The sequence below is a fragment of the Pseudoalteromonas sp. T1lg48 genome, assembly GCF_002964785.1.
Classification (GTDB): domain Bacteria; phylum Pseudomonadota; class Gammaproteobacteria; order Enterobacterales; family Alteromonadaceae; genus Pseudoalteromonas.
Genome location: NZ_PQCC01000018.1, coordinates 753,833 through 768,174, shown reverse-complemented (window position 1 = coordinate 768,174; position 14,342 = coordinate 753,833). Strand labels below are relative to the sequence as shown.

At 50.4% G+C, this 14,342-nt stretch carries 17 protein-coding genes and 1 pseudogene; 8 read left to right on the top strand and 10 right to left on the bottom strand.

Annotated elements, in window-relative coordinates; all coding sequences use genetic code 11:
• Positions 1-135 precede the first annotated feature (135 nt).
• The 5 genes and pseudogenes from rpsP to tyrA all read left to right on the top strand — a co-directional run bounded on the left by rpsP (position 136) and on the right by tyrA (position 3,404).
• Entirely contained in the window at positions 136-384 is a 249-nt protein-coding gene (gene rpsP, locus C2M29_RS12730) for a 30S ribosomal protein S16 (RefSeq protein ID WP_105190120.1), read from the top strand.
• 17 nt (positions 385-401) lie between these two features.
• Positions 402-938 carry a ribosome maturation factor RimM gene (gene rimM, locus C2M29_RS12725; protein ID WP_105190119.1) on the top strand — a complete coding sequence of 179 codons (537 nt, stop codon included), beginning with the start codon at positions 402-404 and terminating at the stop codon, positions 936-938.
• Positions 938-1,701: pseudogene (gene trmD / locus C2M29_RS12720) on the top strand (tRNA (guanosine(37)-N1)-methyltransferase TrmD). Before rimM ends, trmD begins: the two are co-directional and overlap by 1 nt.
• Positions 1,702-1,734: 33 nt before the next feature.
• A complete protein-coding gene (gene rplS / locus C2M29_RS12715; RefSeq protein WP_105190117.1) occupies positions 1,735-2,094 on the top strand; it encodes a 50S ribosomal protein L19 in 360 nt (119 codons plus the stop codon).
• Positions 2,095-2,264: 170 nt separating this feature from the next.
• Positions 2,265-3,404, top strand: coding sequence for a bifunctional chorismate mutase/prephenate dehydrogenase (tyrA, locus tag C2M29_RS12710; protein WP_105190116.1), 1,140 nt, complete (start codon positions 2,265-2,267; stop codon positions 3,402-3,404).
• Between the two features lie 61 nt (positions 3,405-3,465).
• Here tyrA and C2M29_RS12705 read toward each other — a convergent pair whose 3' ends face one another.
• Positions 3,466-3,777: a cupin gene (locus C2M29_RS12705; RefSeq protein WP_105190115.1), complete on the bottom strand. Its 312-nt coding sequence runs from the start codon at positions 3,775-3,777 to the stop codon at positions 3,466-3,468.
• 87 nt (positions 3,778-3,864) lie between these two features.
• Complete coding sequence (locus tag C2M29_RS12700; RefSeq protein WP_105190114.1) at positions 3,865-4,209, bottom strand: 5-carboxymethyl-2-hydroxymuconate Delta-isomerase; 345 nt, start codon at positions 4,207-4,209, stop codon at positions 3,865-3,867.
• Between the two features lie 388 nt (positions 4,210-4,597).
• On the opposite strand from C2M29_RS12700, the gene C2M29_RS12695 reads away from it, so the two are divergent.
• Positions 4,598-5,344: a methyltransferase family protein gene (locus C2M29_RS12695; RefSeq protein WP_105190113.1), complete on the top strand. Its 747-nt coding sequence runs from the start codon at positions 4,598-4,600 to the stop codon at positions 5,342-5,344.
• A gap of 131 nt (positions 5,345-5,475) precedes the next feature.
• Entirely contained in the window at positions 5,476-5,784 is a 309-nt protein-coding gene (locus tag C2M29_RS12690; protein WP_105190112.1) for a hypothetical protein, read from the top strand.
• 23 nt (positions 5,785-5,807) lie between these two features.
• Here C2M29_RS12690 and C2M29_RS16610 read toward each other — a convergent pair whose 3' ends face one another.
• The gene (locus C2M29_RS16610; RefSeq protein WP_158684729.1) at positions 5,808-5,960 is read right to left on the bottom strand and encodes a hypothetical protein; all 153 of its coding nucleotides are present in this window, start codon (positions 5,958-5,960) and stop codon (positions 5,808-5,810) included.
• A 212-nt stretch (positions 5,961-6,172) separates the two neighbouring features.
• Here C2M29_RS16610 and C2M29_RS12685 point away from each other — a divergent pair, with 212 nt between their 5' ends.
• Positions 6,173-6,649 (top strand): hypothetical protein, encoded by a 477-nt coding sequence (locus tag C2M29_RS12685; RefSeq protein ID WP_105190111.1) that lies wholly within the window; start codon positions 6,173-6,175, stop codon positions 6,647-6,649.
• Positions 6,650-6,725: 76 nt separating this feature from the next.
• On the opposite strand, the gene C2M29_RS12680 is transcribed toward C2M29_RS12685, so the two are convergent.
• The 7 genes from C2M29_RS12680 to C2M29_RS12650 are packed head-to-tail and all read right to left on the bottom strand — an operon-like array spanning position 6,726 to position 14,277.
• Positions 6,726-7,583: a sugar phosphate isomerase/epimerase family protein gene (locus C2M29_RS12680; protein WP_105190110.1), complete on the bottom strand. Its 858-nt coding sequence runs from the start codon at positions 7,581-7,583 to the stop codon at positions 6,726-6,728.
• A gap of 52 nt (positions 7,584-7,635) precedes the next feature.
• On the bottom strand, positions 7,636-8,394 hold the full coding sequence (locus tag C2M29_RS12675; RefSeq protein WP_105190109.1) for a gluconate 2-dehydrogenase subunit 3 family protein: 759 nt from the start codon (positions 8,392-8,394) through the stop codon (positions 7,636-7,638).
• Positions 8,395-10,074 (bottom strand): GMC family oxidoreductase, encoded by a 1,680-nt coding sequence (locus C2M29_RS12670; protein WP_105190108.1) that lies wholly within the window; start codon positions 10,072-10,074, stop codon positions 8,395-8,397.
• Positions 10,075-10,076: 2 nt separating this feature from the next.
• Positions 10,077-10,781: a 3-keto-disaccharide hydrolase gene (locus tag C2M29_RS12665; protein WP_105190107.1), complete on the bottom strand. Its 705-nt coding sequence runs from the start codon at positions 10,779-10,781 to the stop codon at positions 10,077-10,079.
• 15 nt (positions 10,782-10,796) lie between these two features.
• Positions 10,797-12,038, bottom strand: coding sequence for an MFS transporter (locus C2M29_RS12660; RefSeq protein WP_105190106.1), 1,242 nt, complete (start codon positions 12,036-12,038; stop codon positions 10,797-10,799).
• An 11-nt stretch (positions 12,039-12,049) separates the two neighbouring features.
• Positions 12,050-13,108, bottom strand: a complete 1,059-nt coding sequence (locus C2M29_RS12655) for a sugar phosphate isomerase/epimerase family protein (RefSeq protein WP_105190105.1) — start codon at positions 13,106-13,108, stop codon at positions 12,050-12,052.
• Positions 13,109-13,113: 5 nt separating this feature from the next.
• Complete coding sequence (locus tag C2M29_RS12650; protein WP_105190104.1) at positions 13,114-14,277, bottom strand: Gfo/Idh/MocA family protein; 1,164 nt, start codon at positions 14,275-14,277, stop codon at positions 13,114-13,116.
• Positions 14,278-14,342 lie beyond the last annotated feature (65 nt).

Here is a 14,342-nt window from a genome sequence, read left to right as displayed (position 1 = left end):
ATTTAACCGACATAAACCAAGTATTAAATGCAGTTCTTACTTGCATTGTGGCAAAAAATTCGTACAATTCCCCAGCTTCCCTGTATAGGGAGGTAAACTTATTAATGAAAACAGTCAATCTATTTAGAGGACGGTATGGTAACTATTCGTTTGCAACGTGGTGGCGCTAAGAAGCGTCCTTTCTATCAAATTGTGGTTGCGGATAGCCGTTTCTCGCGTGACGGTCGCTTCATCGAGAAAGTAGGTTTCTTTAACCCTATCGCTACAGGTCAGGAAGAAAAAGTACGTTTAGATTTATCTCGTGTTGATCACTGGGTAGGTCAAGGTGCATCTCTTACAGATCGCGTAGCTAAGTTAGTTAAAGACGCTCGTAAAGCGGCTTAATAGGCGTAAGTGTAACCATGAGTCAACAAGAGCAAGCCTCTACAATCGTCGTTGGCAAACTCGGAGCCCCGTATGGGATTAAGGGTTGGCTTAAGGTGCATTCATTTACTGATGATCCCGAAGGGATCTTCGATTTCAGCCCATGGTTGATAGGGCAACAAGGTAAATGGCAAACCTTTGAAGTGAGTGACTGGCGTCGCCACAACAAAGGCTTTATCGCCAAGTTCGCGCAAGTAAACGACAGAGACCAAGCAATGGCTTTTACCAATGCGGAAATTTCTGTGTATGCAGCGCAACTTCCAGAACTGCCGGAAGGCGAGTTCTATTGGCGAGATCTCATTGGCATGGCTGTTGTAACCGATAAAGGTTATGACCTAGGCCAAGTTGATGACTTGATGGAGACAGGCTCAAACGACGTGCTAGTTGTGAAAGCAAATAGCAAAGATGCGTTTGGTAAGGGTGAGCGTTTAATCCCGTTTTTAACCGATTCGGTTATTCAGAACGTGGATCATGAAGCTCGCCAAATTACTGTGGACTGGGACCCAGGTTTTTAATGGCGCAAGCACCTTTATGGGTGGGGGTAATTAGCCTCTTCCCCGAGATGTTTTCAGCTATTACTGAACAAGGCGTTACAGGCCGAGCGGTGAAGCGCGGTTTAATCGACTTTCACTGTTGGAACCCACGCGATTACGCGACGGATAAGCATCGTACAGTGGATGATCGCCCTTATGGCGGTGGTCCTGGCATGTTGATGATGGTTGAACCATTAAAGCAAGCCATACTCGATGCCAAAGCGGCTGCGGGCGAGGGTGCTAAGGTAATTTATATGTCGCCTCAAGGGCGAAAGCTAGATCAGCAAGGCGCACAAGAGCTTGCTCAGAGCGATAAACTGATTTTAGTAGCTGGTCGTTACGAAGGTATAGATGAACGGATCATCGAGTCCTATATCGATGAAGAATGGTCGATTGGGGATTTTATCCTCAGCGGTGGTGAGCTACCGGCCATGACATTAATCGACGCAGTCGCGCGATTAGTGCCAGGGGTGTTAGGTCATAACCAATCGGCTGAGCAAGACTCATTTTCGGATGGCTTGCTTGATTGTCCACACTATACTCGGCCAGAAATATTGGATGGTAAATCGGTTCCACCAGTTTTACTGAGTGGTAACCACCAGGAAATTGCGAAATGGCGGCTTAAGCAGTCACTCGGAAGGACTTGGAAAAGACGTCCAGACTTGTTGCAAAACCTAGCTCTGACTGAGGAGCAAGCAAGTTTACTTGCTGAATATCAGCAGGAAACCAAATAGCTTGTGGCTAGAAGACAGTTACACCTAGGAAAGTGAGAAATAAAATGGCAAAAGTAAACCAAAATATTATTAAAGAGCTTGAAGCTGAACAGCTTAAGCAAGACGTACCTGCGTTCGGCGCTGGTGACACAGTAGTTGTACAGGTACGTGTAAAAGAAGGTGAAAAAGAGCGTCTACAGGCCTTTGAAGGTGTTGTAATCGCTAAGCGTAACCGTGGCCTACACTCAGCATTCACAGTTCGTAAGATCTCGAGCGGTGAAGGCGTTGAGCGTGTATTCCAAACGCACAGCCCTCTTGTTAGCAGCATCGCAGTTAAGCGCCGTGGTGCAGTACGTCGCGCTAAGCTTTACTACTTGCGTGAGCGTTCTGGTAAGTCTGCACGTATTAAAGAAAAGCTTAATTAATACGCGCGTCATACTAAGACGTCATAAAACGGGCCAGCTAGCAATAGCTGGCCCGTTTTGGTTTTTACCGGCAATTGATGTAAGCTAACCCTTGCCTCTTCTTTTCCATTTTGATTGTGTTAGTATCGGTGTAACTATTGATTTACCCTATGTAATTTTAAGTTTACACCATGTCAGCCGAGCAGCAGTTAGCCCAACTACGCAGCGAAATAGACGCCTGCGACAGTGAATTAGTCCGCCTTTTAGCAAAACGCAATCAGATCACCGAGCAGGTCGGTAAGGTCAAGCAGCGTTACGGTGCTCCCCTTCATGCCCCCGATCGCGAGGCCAAGCTGATCGCTGAGCGCCGTGCACAGGCACAGCAACAGGGGGTCAATCCCGATCTGGTCGAAGATATTCTCCGTCGTATGATGCGTGAGGCCTATCAGAATCAACAAAGCGAGTTAGCCTGCGTGTGCCCCGAGCTCAGCCCCGTGGTTATCGTCGGTGGTCGTGGTGCCATGGGTCAGCTGTTTGCCAAGCAGCTTACGCGCAGTGGCATTGAGGTGCGCATCCTCGATAAGGAGGAGCAACAACAAGATAAAGCCGAAGAGGTTATTCGAGGCGCAAAGTGTGTGATTATCAGTGTGCCCATCAATGCGGTAGAAAAAGTCGTTAAAGCGCTCCCTGCGCTCGATGATGATGCGTTATTGGTGGACATAACCTCGGTTAAGGAAAAACCCTTAGCGGCGCTTACACAGAAGCACAGCGGCCCTGTACTGGGCTTACACCCGATGTTCGGTCCGGATATCAGTCACTGGGTGAAACAAACCGTGGTGGTGTGTCCAGGTCGTGAGAGTAAGGCAGGAGACGCCCTGCAAGCTCAGCTTAAAGTCTGGGGCTGTCAGCTCGTAGAAATGAGCGCCCGCAAACATGACGAGGCCATGCAGATAATTCAGGTGATGCGCCACTTAACCACCTTTGTATATGGCCAGTTCCTTGCCCGTCAAGAGCACAGCTTGCAGGAAATTCGCGATTGCTCCTCGCCCATCTACCAGTTAGAGCTGATGATGGTCGGACGCTTATTTGCGCAAAGCCCCGAGCTCTATAGCGATATTATGCTGGCGCAGTTTGACCGCGTCGAGCCGCTACTTGAAGAGTATCAAAACACCTATGAGCAGACCCTGAGTATGCTTCGCGACAGAGATAAGGACGCCTTAATCTCAGCCTTCAGTGATGCCAAGCGCTTTTTTAGCGATGCCAGCGATCAGTTTTTGCGCCAAAGTCGGGCACTGCTTAACAAGGCCAATGATGCCAAGGTGCTGGATTAATTATTTACACGCCCCAACAGAGGTTGGTGTTTGCTACCGACCTCTGTTTTAACCTGGTGCTTTAGACGCTGCCCTCGGTTTCTACTACTAAGATTCTTGAGGCCACCTTGGGGTGTGCGACATGCTCAGTCCCTACCGAGGCAAAGAATATATCGCCCGCCGTTAAAATAGTTGAGGCCTCCTGGCCATGCTCGCGATAAAACATCTCAACTACACCATCCAATACCACAAAGACTTCTTCACCGTCATTTGTGTGCCATTTATAAGGGCTATCGGTCCAATGCAATCTTGTGGTTATGCCATTCATATTGGCGATATCCAAGGCGCCCCAGGCTTGATTGGCTACGAATTCTTTGCTTCTGATGATCTTCACTCGTTTTTCCCCTGTGGTGGATGAGTTTGATTTGAGAATAGGCTCCAATATGGAGCTAACCGTTAGTTGCTGTTAACTTTGCGCGCCTTATAACATGGCTCGGTTGCAGTAAGTAGCCTTTTCAAAATCACTAATATTCATGGCTATATTTGGCACCTCGGGAAACAGAGCAACTAATTTTGCGACAACTTGCTGAGACAAGTGGGCTTTTTGCTCCTTGGATCGTCCTTGCATGATATGGGCAAAAACATGGATAAAATCCTCACGCTTGTTGCCCACGGAATACTTTTTAAATGGATTTAGCCGCACCTTAATATCGTTTTCATCAAACAAGCCGCTGGCAGCTGCCACGTGATGAATTTGTTCGATAATAAATTCTTCGTCATGGGAAGTTAAAATACTGGCGGAGCAGTCCATTACAAAATGTGGCATCTTTTTTCCCTAAAGTGTGTATTGTTAATCGCACAGTCTGTATTTATACCGCGATTGCGGGCAGTTGCCCTAACAAGCAGTCGCTTCACCCGGCTGCAGTTCGCTGTTACTGGCGAGACAAGCCAAGGCTGGCCTGATTAATGAGGCACCGCTTGCTCATTTCAAAATAACATTAAACTCAAGTTGTTACTTATACATTTTTGTGGCGCGCTACTGACATTAGGCATAAGTAATGGGTGTATCTTTTGGCAATCATAAGCGCAGATAAAGGCTATAGTTAATTATGGGTTTGCAGACAAGGAGGTGGAGCACAATCGCCCACTAGTACTTCAAGCGGTTAAACACTAGGTCCGCAATACAGAGCCGACAGACGTCGGGGAGTTATAGTATGAAAAAGCTCTTAGTTTCACTCTTTGGGGTTTTTGCCTATCTTGTCGGACTGGCAGGGCTTGGTGCATTTATGCTGTATTTGGGGGGATGGAGTTTCTTGCCGCTGCATATCAATTCCGAGCCGGTCGGCGATGCTAGTACACAGGCGGTGCTTATTAACCTATCCATTATGCTGTTATTTGGCTTTCATCATAGCTTGGCGGCGCGTAGTCGGTTTAAGGAAAGGCTGACCCAAATTGTACCTGCTGCGGTTGAGCGGAGCATCTATGTACTCATTTCCGGCCTTTTTATGTTCGCTTTTTGTTTGTACTGGCAACCTCTCGCGGGAACGATATGGCATACAGATAACCAGGTGGCCGTGATTATACTGCGTGCCTTGCATGTCTTTGGCTGGCTTATATTGGTCTTGGCGACCTTCGAGATAGATCATTTTCACCTTATGGGGTTAAAGCAAAGCTTGTCCATGAACCCAGACGAGGGGCATGAATTTAAAGAAATTTTTCTTTATAAAATGGTGCGCCACCCAATTCAAACCGGGGTGTTAATGGGCGTTTGGTTTACACCTTATATGAGCATGACCCAGTTTATGTTATCGACGTGCATGACGGTCTATATCTTTATTGGGTTGTACTTCGAGGAAAAATCTTTGGTGTTGCGCTTCGGTAACGTCTATGTGGATTATAAAAAGCGGGTGCCTGCGGTGATCCCGTTTTGGCCCATGGGCAGTAAGCAGACTGAAAAGTAACCTTCTCAGGTATTGAATTTTTTGTTTATTAAATCGGCACTAGGCTATAAGCTGGCGACTGGTTTTTGATATCAAAAATAGAGCCCTCAATGCTACAGGGGAATAATAAAGTAACCGCAAAGGAATGTGATATGTCAGCACCTGTTTTAAAATCTGCAAACGCCACGGCTCAGCTTGGTGTGGCGCGCGCCGATGGAGAATTAGTTCTTACCGACAACGAACTTCGTTTTAGCCCCTTCAATGAAAAATTTGGCCTAGGGCCCTATGCTTTTTCTCGCAGCGCTATCGTCGAAGTACAAACTACCACCGCAAAGGCCGGTGGCATTGTGCCCTTATCGAGTGAGGCGATAAAAATTACTCTTACCAATGGGCAAGCCTATGAATTTATTTTGGCCAACCCGCAGCAGTGGTTGGATACCTTGCGGGGCTCCGTGGCTTGATTCGGCATAATACGGCTAGATAGCTAGCGCTTACGCTGTAGCCTAATTACCTGGGCGAGCTTTTTAGGGGATTGTGATTGTAAATCGGCAGGGTCATTATCGCTCGTGTCGGAGCGTTTAAATGACATATAGATCACCTTATTGTGCACGCGGTAGAAGGCTCGTTTTTGGCTCATAATCAATGCTCCAATGTGTCTATAGAGTATAGCCCTTATGTGGATGATTGCTTTTTGAGCGGTAAACAGCGGTTTTTTATCACTTACTCAAGGCGATCAGAGACGAAAACGCTGGATAGGCGGCTTGCTAAATAACCAAGGTGTGTTTGGTTTAGGCACGAAATTGTTCTACACTCGCTACCTTAAACTTCAATGGACGAAGAGGTAACTAAATGAAAAATTTATTAATATTGGCAGCACTTGGCGCGGCAATTTATTATTTCTACAACAATACCGATACTATTACTTCTATTATTACTCCTGAGCGGGAAATGGTGTATGCCCAGGCGCGTATCACCTACAACTTACCCGGGCGTGAGATTGAGATGATCGGAGTGGGCCACAGATATAAGGAAGGTGCCTGTGATGCCAACCTGGTCCAGGACTTTGTAGATCAGTGCGTAGAGGAGAACTTTTGCTCCCATGTCACCTTTGAGTGCAAAGAAAGTCTGGATAAGCGCTATGCCTCCATGTTGCAGCAACAGCCGGCACGTACCCATTATATTCATTTAAACGGTAATCGCGACGCCCGTAAAGGAGCCTTGATCTTTTGGGGTCTAACCGATCAGGAAGCGAAAAAGGTATGCACCAGCATCACCGCGGATATCAATCGCAAGAATGACTGGGATATGACCGCCCAATGTATTTAGCTGGTCGCTAAACGGATAACGAAACGCCAACCTTAGGGTTGGCGTTTTTTTATGCGCAACAAAAAGCCAAACCAGCCTAGTTTTGAAGGCGTGCTAGCACCTTATCCAGTCCGAGCTTTGATGCCGCCACACTTTGCAGCGGTGTCATCTGCTGGGGATATTGTTCCTGTTCTAATATCAGCCACTGTGTTTTACCTTCATTCATCAAGGTCGTAAGGATCTCATCCCAGCGAATACCGTTGTTGCCCAGGATGGGGCTGAGGCTATTACCTTTGACCACCACCTTAATGTGCGCCGAGCGGGTGCGCTGTGGATAAGCTTTTATTAACGCCTGTGCGTCTTGCTGGGCATACTGCACCCAGCCGATATCGAGTTGCAGTGGTAAGGAGTTTGGGGAGTGGGTGGCGATGTAATCCCAAAACGTCGCTCCTTGATAGGGTTCAAATTCGCGCTCATGGTTATGAAAACCGATCTCCATATCGAAGCGCTGGGCCTGTGCATGCGCGGCGTTTAACTGCTGTGTAAACAAGGCTACTCGTTTGGCGTCCCAGGCGCGCTCATCCCAGGGAATATAAAGGGTGTTGACCCCAAGGGTTTTATAAAATAACAGGGTGTGGGCAAGTGTGTTTTCGGTGAGAGCGTCAAAACCGACATGAGCGCTACTGGCTTGAAGACCAAGGCTTGCAAGCTTTTGCTTTAAAGCGCTGGGGTCATTGTTATAAGGGCCAAAATCCCCGGCGAATTCAACGCCAGCAAAGCCCATGTCCGCGATCGCCTTAAGGGTGCCGTGAAAGTCGGCTTTAAGGGCCTCTTTTACCGACCACAGCTGTACGCTAATAGGCGGTGTCTTTATCTGCGGCTGTTGTGCTGCCGTCGGCAAAGACAGAGCTAAAACACAAAACAATACAAGTGCGTTAAAAGAAAGATATTTCATAGTGAGTCCATAGAAGCAGAGCCCATAAATGGGCTCTGAAGTTCGTTAACTATTAATCCTGGTAGGCGTAGCTACTGAGTCCAAGCTCATCAAGCACCTTATCCAGGTGGGCTTTGGCTTCGGCGTTGGGTCCCGGGTAGTCGCCGGCAATGGGGACATTGCCCAGATAGCCTATGTCTTTACAGCCCTCGGGCGAACAGAAAAACGCACCCAGTACCAGCTCCTTAAAGCGCCAGAAGGCTTTGCCAATGCGCTTAAACTGCTCCGGGGTATCATCCGAGTAATAGGCGATATCGTCGATAATTGCCTGCTGCTGAGCGCGACTCAGCGCGGCAAACTTGGCCTTGAAGCGCAGTTGAGCCTCGTCGTCTATCCAGGCCAGGGCATGCAAAATAGTGATGCGGTCGCGCTGTTGTCCCTCATAGGGAGCGCTGACCCATTCATCTATTACCGCGGGGACTTCAAGCTCGGAGGCCGACGGAATATCGCCCTCACGAGGCACTATCCAATCCGCCAGAATTGCCACCAGGGTTAGCTGGGCGGCACTGAGCGTCAGCGGCCAAGGAGACTGAGGGGGCATAATCATATTGGGATCCGTGCCATAGCCGGTCGCGGTCACAGGTTTAATATTTAAGGCCGGCCAGTGTCCCACGTTACTTTTGTCTGCAACACCTGCCTCAAGGGCCTTTGAGCAACCACCGCTGAGGGTGACGGCGGAGCCCGCCGCTAATAGCCCAAGCCATTTAAGCGACTCTCGGCGGGTCATTCCCGACTTATATTGATAAGGGTTGTTACGATCATGGTGGTGCATTTATAACGCTCCTTTGGCAATTTGCTCGCTGAGCCAGGTTGAGTTGCGCATCGCTAGAGTCATAATGGTAAGCGTGCAGTTTTTGTGTGGGTTAGAGGCGAAAACACCGGCGTCCATAACAAACAGGTTGTCGCAGTCCCAGGTTTGTCCCCATTGGTTGGTGACCGACTCCTTCGGTGAGCTACCCATGCGGGTGGTGCCCACCTCGTGGATGATTTCACCGCCCTTGGAAATGGCTTTTTCCGGCGAGGGGAGTGTCCCTACCTTGGCGCCCATGGTTTCCAATATGGCTTTAGCGGTTTGCAAACCATGTTCGATTTGTTTTAACTCTCTGTCGGACCATTTGAAGTGGAATTTAGCCACTGGAATGCCCCATTTATCTTTCACCTCTGGGTCGATTTCCATATAGGTATCTTTATTCGGTAGCATCTCGCCACGCAGGGCAAAGCCCACGTATGAGCCATAGGCGTCACGGACCTGTTGCTTCAGAGCCGGGCCATAGCCCTGCTTATCACCGGAGACCCCAGAGCCAGGTTGACCAAAGCCGCTACTGATCTCAAAGTGATAGCCGCGTGGGAACGCCAGTTCACCTTTGGCTTGTGCCTTATGCCCCCACCATGGAATAAATAAATGGTTCGCGGTATGGCCATCTTCGTTGTAACGCGGACGCCCTTTCAATGCAGGGATCTGCGCCCCCAGCCAGGCACCCGTGCTGTCCATCAAATTACGACCTACCTGGCCGCTGGAATTGGCCACACCATTGGGGTGCGCCGCGGACTTGGAATTAAGCATGATGCGTGCAGACTCACAGGCGCTGGCGGCCAGGATCACCACATCGGCTCCAATGGCATGCTCGGTTGCAGTCTTCTTATCTACATAGGTGACGCCTGTGACCCTACCGTTATCGTCGACAGATACGGATTTGACCATGGCATCGGTGATCACTTCCAAGTTGCCGGTCTTTTTCGCCATGGGAATAAGCGAAGTGGTGGTTTGGAATGCCGCGCCGATGGAGCAGCCGTGACCACAAGGGGTGGCGTAGAAACAGGCCATGCGGTCGTCGATCGAGCGGGTTAACACGGCGCGGTGCATGGGCACAGCTGGAATGCCAAGCTTTTTCGCCGCGGCCGCTACCAGTAACTCGGGTACGCGGGGTTTAGGCGGTGGCTGTAAGATACCCTCGGATGAAGGCGGCATATCGTCTAAGCCGGTGTTGGTGCCGCACACCCCGACTATGGCTTCGGTTTTATCATACCAGGGGGCTAAATCTTGGTATTCAAACGGCCAGTCGGCACCGTGACCATCGCGGCTTTTCGCTTTAAAGTCGTGTTCGGAAAAACGCAGCGAGTAGCGACCCCAGTGATTGGTGCGTCCACCCAGCATGCGCGCACGCCACCAGTAAAAGTCGGTGCCTTCGGCTTCGGTGTAGGGCTCATTGGGTACCTGCCAACCACCGTCTACGGTGGCGTCGTAAAAACCAAAGTTTTTGTCTTTGTTGCCCGCACCCATCAACGGCGCTTCACTATTGCGTTTAAACATGGGGCTTTCGGTTTTCGGGTTATAGTCGCGTCCCGCTTCGAGCATTAACACCTTATGTCCCAATTTGGCCAGGGTGTAAGCCGCCATAGCGCCGCCGGCCCCCGAGCCCACGACGAGCACTTTATGATCAAACTTCGCCATCACTACAGCTCCTTAATCTTGATATTTTTAAACCACACGCGGTCGCCGTGGTCTTGCAGACCTATGTGGCCACCCTGACCCTGGGCAAAGCCCTGCCAGGTAGCAAACTTGCTGTTTTCCACCAGGGCATTCCAGGTGGTGCTGCCGATGACTATGCTGGTGGTGCTGACACCGTTTTGCCATACCTCGAGGTGGTTATCGCGAAGACGAATGCGCACGTCATTCCACTGACCCGCCACCTTATGGGCGCTGCTGGGCGCGGCGAATAGGTCGTAGATAGAGCCCGCTAAATGGGAGTCAATCTTGTTATCCGGGTGCTCCTGGTTATCGAGAATTTGTATTTCCGGGGCATGGGAATAAATGGCACTGCCTTTTTCATCCACTAACACAAAAATACCACTGTTGCCTTTTTTGGCGATTTTCCACTGCAATTGCAGCTCAAAGTCGTCGTAACTTTTCTTGGTGAGGATATCGCCTCCGCCGCTTGCGGTTAAGGTCATGGCGCCATCTTCAACCTGCCATTGTTTATTCAGGCCGTCACTTTTAAAGTTACGCCACTGCGACATGTCGTTGCCGTCAAATAGCAGCTGCCAACCGGCTTCTTGCTCTTGCGCTGTTAGCTGGTTGTCCTTTGCCCATACGCCAGAGGCGCAGGCCGAGGAGGCCAGGGCAAGCACCAGTGGCAGGGCTTTAATTGCTTGATTCATAGTAGGAAACCCTTGTTACTCTTTACTTGTTGCTACATGGGCGTGTGCGTCCACACCCTTATTGTTTTTGATATAAAAATACAGGCCTAAGAAGGCGATGATAAGAATGGTGGGGAATAGTAAAATATTGCCAAGCACCGCCTGACCGGCCAGTACATCGGCCTGTTGGGCATCGAGATTGGCCGCCGTGGCCTGGGCTCTGGCGCTGTCTATCCAGCTGCCGATCACCGGGTTCCACAGGCTGACCGCAAACATGCCGGCACCACCCATCAATGACATACCCAAAGCGCCCGTTTTCGGGGTGTATTCGGCCACACATCCCAACATGGTGGGCCAGAAATAAGTGACGCCTATGGCAAATAACACCGCTGCCAGGTAGACCATGTTGCCCTCAGCCTGACTCATCACAAAAATACCGGCCGTGGCACAAATCGCCGAACCTAACAGTACGCCCGTGGGGTTAAAGGTGTGCACGATTGGCCCGGCAAAAAAGCGACCCACCGCCATCAGACCGGTGATTAGCGCCAGGATCATCATGGGTGAGGCACCCGAAGCGCCCAAAATGCGCTCAATCCACTGTTGCGTACCCAGCTCAGTGGTGGCGGTCAGCGTCATGCACACCACCAAAAACAAATACAAGGGCGAGATCAGGTTTTGCAGGTTACTAAGCGTCGAGTGGGTTCGCGTATCAAAAATAGGAAATTTAGCCCGTATCATCATGGCGCCATAAATGACCGTGGGTAGTAAAATCAGCGCCACTTGCCATTGCCAGTTAAAGCCACTGGCCGTCATTGCACTTGAGGCCAAGGCGCCAATAACGATGCCGCCGGGGAACCACACATGGAAACGATTTAACATGGTGGTGGTATTTTTAGGGTACATTTCCGCTATTAGTGGATTACAGCCTGCTTCTACCGAGCCGTTGGCGAAGCCGATCAGGAAGGTGGAGAGCAATAAGGCCCAGAATCCATCGGCATAAATGGTCATGATTAAGCCGGCAAAGTGGCAGACAAAGGCCAAGGCCACTAATTTCTTCGCGCCAATGGCGTTATAGATGGCGCCGCCTACCATGGTGGCGATGGGGAAGCCTAAAAAGGCCATGGCATTGACCCAGCCAAGCTCGGTATCACTCAACGAAAATTGTTCACCCAGCTGCCCGAGAATACCGGCACGAATGGCGAAGGTCATTGAGGTTACGACCAGTGCGATACAGCACAGGCAAAACACAAGGCGGTTATTGTGATTATTATTATCCATTGTGGTTGTCCTCATTGGTTAATGCCCAAAATGCGTTTATTGCGTTCGCTGTCGGTGCTGGCGCCGGCAAAATCATCAAACGCCTTGTCGGTGGGCCGGATCAGGTGCTTGGCGATAAACTCGGCGCCCTCGCGAGCACCCGACTCAGGGTGTTTAATGCAGCATTCCCATTCCAGCACGGCCCAGCCATCGAATCCGTACTGAGTCAACTTGCTAAAGATGGCTGCAAAATCGATCTGGCCATCGCCCAGGGAGCGAAAACGTCCCGGGCGGTTTAGCCAGTCTTGATAGCCGCCATACACGCCGGCACGGCCGCTGGCATTAAACTCGGCGTCTTTGACGTGAAAGGCTTTAATACGCTGGTGATAGATATCAATAAATTGCAGATAGTCCAACTGTTGTAAGACGAAGTGACTGGGATCGTAGAGGATATGCGCCCGTGGATGATTATTGGTCGCCGTTAAGAAGCGTTCAAAGGTGATCCCATCGTGTAAATCTTCACCTGGATGCAGTTCGTAACATACATCAACTCCTGCCTCATCAAAGGCATTGAGGATTGGCAGCCAACGCTTAGCCAATTCTTCAAAACCCTGCTCAACGAGGCCTTGAGGACGCTGCGGCCAGGGATACATAGTGTGCCACAGTAGCGCACCGGAAAAGGTGGCGTGACTTTTCAGCCCTAAACGCTGGCTCGCCTTGGCGGCCATTATCAGTTGTTCCGTGGCCCATTTTTGTCGCGCCCGTGGTTGGCCTTTGACCTCATCAGGAGCAAAGTTATCGAACATTTCATCATAAGCCGGGTGCACGGCCACCAACTGGCCCTGCAGGTGAGTGGAAAGCTCGGTGATACACAGCCCGGCTTCGCGTACTATGGCTAGTATCGAGTCGCAATATTCCTGCGAGTTAGCCGCCCGTTCAAGGTCAAATAAGCGTTTGTCGTTGGTGGGAATCTGCACCCCTTTGTAGCCCAGCTCGGCGGCCCAGCGACAAATGCTAGGTAAACTGTTAAATGGTGCTTCATCGCCAACAAATTGGGCAAGAAAAATGGCCGGTCCTTTTATTTGTTTCATATTCTTTAGTGATCCATGGTGAAGGGGTGCCACTTGCTGTCTTGCTTAGACGCCGCAACGGCATTGTAAATAAACGCCATGCCACGCACGGCCTGGTCAATGCCCGGTACATCAAACGTCTCGTTGCTGGACTCCTGGCCCGCCTTGTAAGCGCTGATCTGCGCGGCAAAGTTACGGTAAATATTGGCAAAAGCTTCGAGGTAACCCTCCGGGTGGCCCGCTGGAGTGCGTAATGCCGCCAGGGCAGCCTCGCTTAGAGGACCAACACCGGCACGCAGCAACAGAGCTGGGGCGTTATGGGGACGAAGCCAGAGGCTGTTGGGCTCCATCTGCGCCCATTCCAGGCTGGCGTGCTCGCCATAAATGCGCAAACGCAGGTTATTTTCCTCGCCGACGGCGATTTGACTGGCCATCAGCACGCCTTTTGCGCCATTGTTAAAGCGCAGCAGAACCGTGCCATCATCGTCTAAAGCTCGGCCCGGTAGTACCTGATTGAGATCGGCACAAAGCTCGGTAATGGCCAGGCCACTGACATATTCCACCAAGTTAGCGGCATGTACGCCTATATCACCCATACAACAGCTAATGCCTGATTTGTCTGCATCTAAACGCCATTTTGCCTGTTTGCCTTGCTCATCTGCCGCTTGCGACAGCCAGCCCTGCGAGTACTCCACAACAACCTTGCGAATGGCACCGAGTTCACCAGAAACAATGCGCTGTTTAGCTTCTTTGATCATGGGGTAACCCGTGTAGGTATGAGTCAACCCGTACAGGCTGTTATGGTTTTCAACCAAGGAGGCAAGCTGTTGTACTTCACTAAAGGTGAGGGTCGCCGGTTTATCCGAGAGCACGTGAAAGCCGTGCTCAATGGCCATTTTTGCCACCGGAAAGTGCAAATGATTAGGGGTGACGATGGCGATAAAGTCGGCGCGTACATCCTCCGCGAGCTGTGCTTCGCCTTGTACTAGGCTTTGATAATCGCCATAGCAACGAGCCGGGTCTAAACCGAGGGTTTGTCCCGTGTTTAAGCAGCGCTCGGGGTCTGAACTAAAAGCACCGGCAACCAGGTCTATTTGCCCATCCAGGCGCGCCGCGATGCGGTGTACCGCGCCGATAAAGGCACCTTCGCCGCCGCCTACCATGGCCATTCGAATTCGTTTGTTACTCATCTAACACTTCCTATACACAGGGTTCTACATCACGTTTGTTAAACAGGGTTGTAAAACACCTTGTT

Coding starts and splice junctions, on each gene's coding strand:
- rpsP (WP_105190120.1), top strand. CDS start 136: ATGGTAACTATTCGTTTGCAACGTGGTGGCGCTAAGAAGCGTCCTTTC.
- rimM (WP_105190119.1), top strand. CDS start 402: ATGAGTCAACAAGAGCAAGCCTCTACAATCGTCGTTGGCAAACTCGGA.
- rplS (WP_105190117.1), top strand. CDS start 1,735: ATGGCAAAAGTAAACCAAAATATTATTAAAGAGCTTGAAGCTGAACAG.
- tyrA (WP_105190116.1), top strand. CDS start 2,265: ATGTCAGCCGAGCAGCAGTTAGCCCAACTACGCAGCGAAATAGACGCC.
- C2M29_RS12700 (WP_105190114.1), bottom strand. CDS start 4,209: ATGCCACATTTTGTAATGGACTGCTCCGCCAGTATTTTAACTTCCCAT.
- C2M29_RS12695 (WP_105190113.1), top strand. CDS start 4,598: ATGAAAAAGCTCTTAGTTTCACTCTTTGGGGTTTTTGCCTATCTTGTC.
- C2M29_RS12690 (WP_105190112.1), top strand. CDS start 5,476: ATGTCAGCACCTGTTTTAAAATCTGCAAACGCCACGGCTCAGCTTGGT.
- C2M29_RS16610 (WP_158684729.1), bottom strand. CDS start 5,960: ATGAGCCAAAAACGAGCCTTCTACCGCGTGCACAATAAGGTGATCTAT.
- C2M29_RS12685 (WP_105190111.1), top strand. CDS start 6,173: ATGAAAAATTTATTAATATTGGCAGCACTTGGCGCGGCAATTTATTAT.
- C2M29_RS12680 (WP_105190110.1), bottom strand. CDS start 7,583: ATGAAATATCTTTCTTTTAACGCACTTGTATTGTTTTGTGTTTTAGCT.
- C2M29_RS12675 (WP_105190109.1), bottom strand. CDS start 8,394: ATGCACCACCATGATCGTAACAACCCTTATCAATATAAGTCGGGAATG.
- C2M29_RS12670 (WP_105190108.1), bottom strand. CDS start 10,074: ATGGCGAAGTTTGATCATAAAGTGCTCGTCGTGGGCTCGGGGGCCGGC.
- C2M29_RS12665 (WP_105190107.1), bottom strand. CDS start 10,781: ATGAATCAAGCAATTAAAGCCCTGCCACTGGTGCTTGCCCTGGCCTCC.
- C2M29_RS12660 (WP_105190106.1), bottom strand. CDS start 12,038: ATGGATAATAATAATCACAATAACCGCCTTGTGTTTTGCCTGTGCTGT.
- C2M29_RS12655 (WP_105190105.1), bottom strand. CDS start 13,108: ATGAAACAAATAAAAGGACCGGCCATTTTTCTTGCCCAATTTGTTGGC.
- C2M29_RS12650 (WP_105190104.1), bottom strand. CDS start 14,277: ATGAGTAACAAACGAATTCGAATGGCCATGGTAGGCGGCGGCGAAGGT.